This window comes from Alloyangia mangrovi (assembly GCF_002300555.2).
GTDB classification, from domain to species: domain Bacteria; phylum Pseudomonadota; class Alphaproteobacteria; order Rhodobacterales; family Rhodobacteraceae; genus Salipiger; species Salipiger mangrovi.
Genome location: NZ_NTHN02000118.1, coordinates 1 through 3,203 on the forward strand (window position 1 = coordinate 1; position 3,203 = coordinate 3,203).

General features: G+C 65.7%; 2 protein-coding genes and 1 pseudogene. All 3 read left to right on the forward strand.

What is annotated here, in order from left to right:
• Nucleotides 1-720 (forward strand): fumarylacetoacetate hydrolase family protein (locus tag CLG85_RS26925; protein WP_260350363.1); only part of this gene is annotated, 720 nt, incomplete at its 5' end.
• Between the two features lie 383 nt (nt 721-1,103).
• Complete coding sequence (locus CLG85_RS26930) at nt 1,104-1,619, forward strand: VOC family protein (protein WP_260350366.1); 516 nt, start codon at nt 1,104-1,106, stop codon at nt 1,617-1,619.
• 347 nt (nt 1,620-1,966) lie between these two features.
• Nucleotides 1,967-3,077: pseudogene (locus CLG85_RS26935) on the forward strand (Fic family protein).
• The last annotated feature ends 126 nt before the right edge of the window (nt 3,078-3,203 follow it).

The window sequence follows — 3,203 nt, forward strand, 5'->3', positions numbered from 1 at the left end:
ATCGCCGCGGGGGCACTGGCGCTCGACGGCCCGGCCCCGCGGCTGCCGCGCGCCGCGGTCAAGCTGCTGCCGGTGATCCCGAACCCGGGAAAGATTCTCTGCGTCGGCCACAATTACGAGAGCCACCGCAAGGAGACCGGCCGCGCCGAGGTGGCGCACCCGTCGATCTTCACCCGCTTCGCCGACACGCTGGTCGCTGCGGACGACCCGGTGATCCGCCCTGCCATCTCGGGCGATCTCGACTACGAGGCGGAGCTGGCAATCGTCATCGGCTGCGGCGGGCGCAACATCCCCGAGGCCGAGGCCATGGAGCATGTCGCGGGCTTCGCCTGCTTCAACGACGCCTCGGTGCGCGACTGGCAGTGGCACACCCGGCAGTTCATCCCGGGCAAGAACTTTCCCGGCACCGCGCCCTTCGGGCCCGAGCTGGTGACCCCGGACGAGATCGCCGACCTGCGCGCCGTGGTGGTGCGCTCGGTGCTCAACGGCGAGGTGATGCAGGAGGCGCCGGTCGCGCACATGATCTTCCCGATCCCGGTGATCATCGCCTACGTCTCGCAGTTCACCCCGCTGGCGCCGGGCGACGTGATCGCCACAGGCACGCCCGGCGGTGTCGGATCGAAGCGCACCCCGCCGGTGTGGATGAAGCCCGGCGACGAGATCGAGGTGCGCATCGACGGCGTCGGCTCGCTGGTCAGCAGGATCGTTGCGGAGGCCTGAGATGGGGATGGAGTTTCCTCTCACCGGCCTGCGCAGCGTCGAGATCGCGACGCCCGACCTTAACGCCGCGGTCGTTTTCTACACCCGGGTCTGGGGGCTAGACGAGGCCGCGCGCGACGCCGGGAACGTCTGGCTGCGGGCAAGCGGCACCGACCCCTACGCTCTGCGCCTGACGCAGGGCGCGGCGACGGGCGTGATGTCGGTCACCTTCCGCGCCGCGGAGGGCACGGGCCTGTCCGCTCTGCGCGACCGGCTGGTCGCGTCGGGGGGGCACGGCCGAGGGCGACATCGGCCCGCTCGCGGACCATGGCGGCGGAACTGGCTTTGCCCTGCGCGATCCCTCGGGGCGGCTCTACCGGGTCGTGCAGGGGGATGCGCTTTCCGTGCCGCTCGATGCCGCGGGGCGCCAGATGCCGGACCGGCTGGCGCATGTGAACATCAACACCCGTGACCTCGATGCCGACATCCGCTTCTTCGAGGAGGGGCTCGGCTTCAGCCTGACCGACCGTTCGAAGATGATGGGCTTCCTGCGCACCAACTCGGACCACCATGCGGTGGTGCTGGCCATCGCCGAGGTGGACACGCTGAACCACGTCGCCTTCAACCACCCGGGCTGGGAAGCGGTCATGAAGGCCTCGGGCCGGATGTGCGACGCGGGCTTCGGCATCGGCTGGGGACCGGGGCGGCACGGGCCGGGGGACAACGTGTTCCTCTATTTCGTCGATCCCTTCGGCATGGTCATCGAGCACACCGCCGAGGTGCTGCAGGTGGACGAGACCTACCGCGTCGGCGGGCCGGAGGACTGGAGCTGGGCCCCCGGGCGAAGCGACCAGTGGGGCATCGCCCCGCCGAAGACCGAGGCGTGCAAGACGGCGCAGTTGGCCATCCCTTTCCTCTGAGCACGTCTACACGACGCTGACGTTGCAGGAGCGCCGGTAGTCCTCGCCCAGAGAGACGACTAAGGAAATGGCGCTTATACGACTCCGCGAGCAGGGTAGGGCGGTTGCCTGAGCATCATCCTCGGCTCCAAAAGCCGGCCCTCGGGCTTGCTCCTCGCAGTAGCTGTCGACAGCCTCGCCGCCCTGGTTATGCAATATGAAGGTTCATAAACTTGGAGAAGGTGGCGATCTCCTCATGGCCGCATAGATCTGTGCACGCTGGGACGGCAGACTCATGAGCAATAGATTTGACACCTATTACTCATAAAGGTAACATTGGTGAGTTATAGAGGGAAGGCCTATCACTCATGCCTTGGAATTGGACGCTGCCCGGCTGGCCGGAATTTCGGTATGATTCATCGGCTCTGGACGCGTTCGAACAAAGGTTCCTTTTGTCCTCGGGCGAGATTCTCGGTGCCGTGCACCATGTTGCAGAACCAGATCGCGACCAGCTCCGTATCGAAGTGCTGAGCGAGGAGGCGATGCAGACCAGCGCCATCGAGGGCGAACTGCTGGACCGGCAGAGCGTGCAGTCGTCGTTGCGACGGCACCTGGGGCTGGACCCCGGAAGCTACCCAGCCAAGGCGCGCGAGCAGGGCGTCGCGGAGATGATGGTCGATGTCTACTCGGGATATGCCGAGCCCCTCTTGCACGAGACCCTGTTCCGCTGGCACCACATGCTGCTGTCGCATGACGCTCGGCTGGAAAGCCTGGGGGGGCTACCGCCGGCATGCCGAGGCGATGCAGATCGTGTCCGGTCGCCTCGACAATCCGACGGTGCATTTCGAAGCTCCGCCCTCCGCGCAGGTCGCTGACGAGATGGAGCGTTTCGTGACCTGGTTCAACGGCACGGGGCCCGGGGCGGCCGGATTGCTTCCGGCCCTGACACGGGCAGGGCTTGCGCACCTGTATTTCGAATCTATCCATCCCTTCGAAGACGGGAATGGCCGACTGGGGCGCGCGCTGGCCGAGAAGTCGCTGGCACAGAACATCGGCCAGCCAAGCCTCATCTCGCTCGCCTTCACGATCGAGAAGGAGCGCAAGATCTATTACTCCCAGCTTGAGCGGCACCAGAAGACCCTGGATGTGACGGAGTGGCTGCTGTGGTTTTCCGGGATCGTACTCGAGGCGCAGCAGGTCACGCTCAAGCGGGTCGCGTTCTTCATCGGCAAGGCACGCTTCTATGATCGCTTCCGGGATCGGCTCAACGAGCGCCAAGCCAAGGCCGTCTCTATGATGTTCCGGGAGGGTCCGGCAGGTTTCGAGGGGGGGCTCAGCGCCGAGAACTACCTGAAAATCACCGGGACGTCGCGCGCAACCGCCACGCGCGATCTACAAGATCTCGTTGCGCTTGGGGCGTTTGCTCGCACAGGGGAGCGGCGCCACACGAGATACTGGCTGAAGCTCGCCATGAACTAGAAGCGCGGGGCGTGTCGTTGGTGCACAGTCACATTGCTCTCGACATGCCGTAGAAGTACCAGTTCTAAATCATGCGCACCTATCTCGAGAAACGCCGCCCCGGGGTTGGGAACCTCTTCTGCCGGA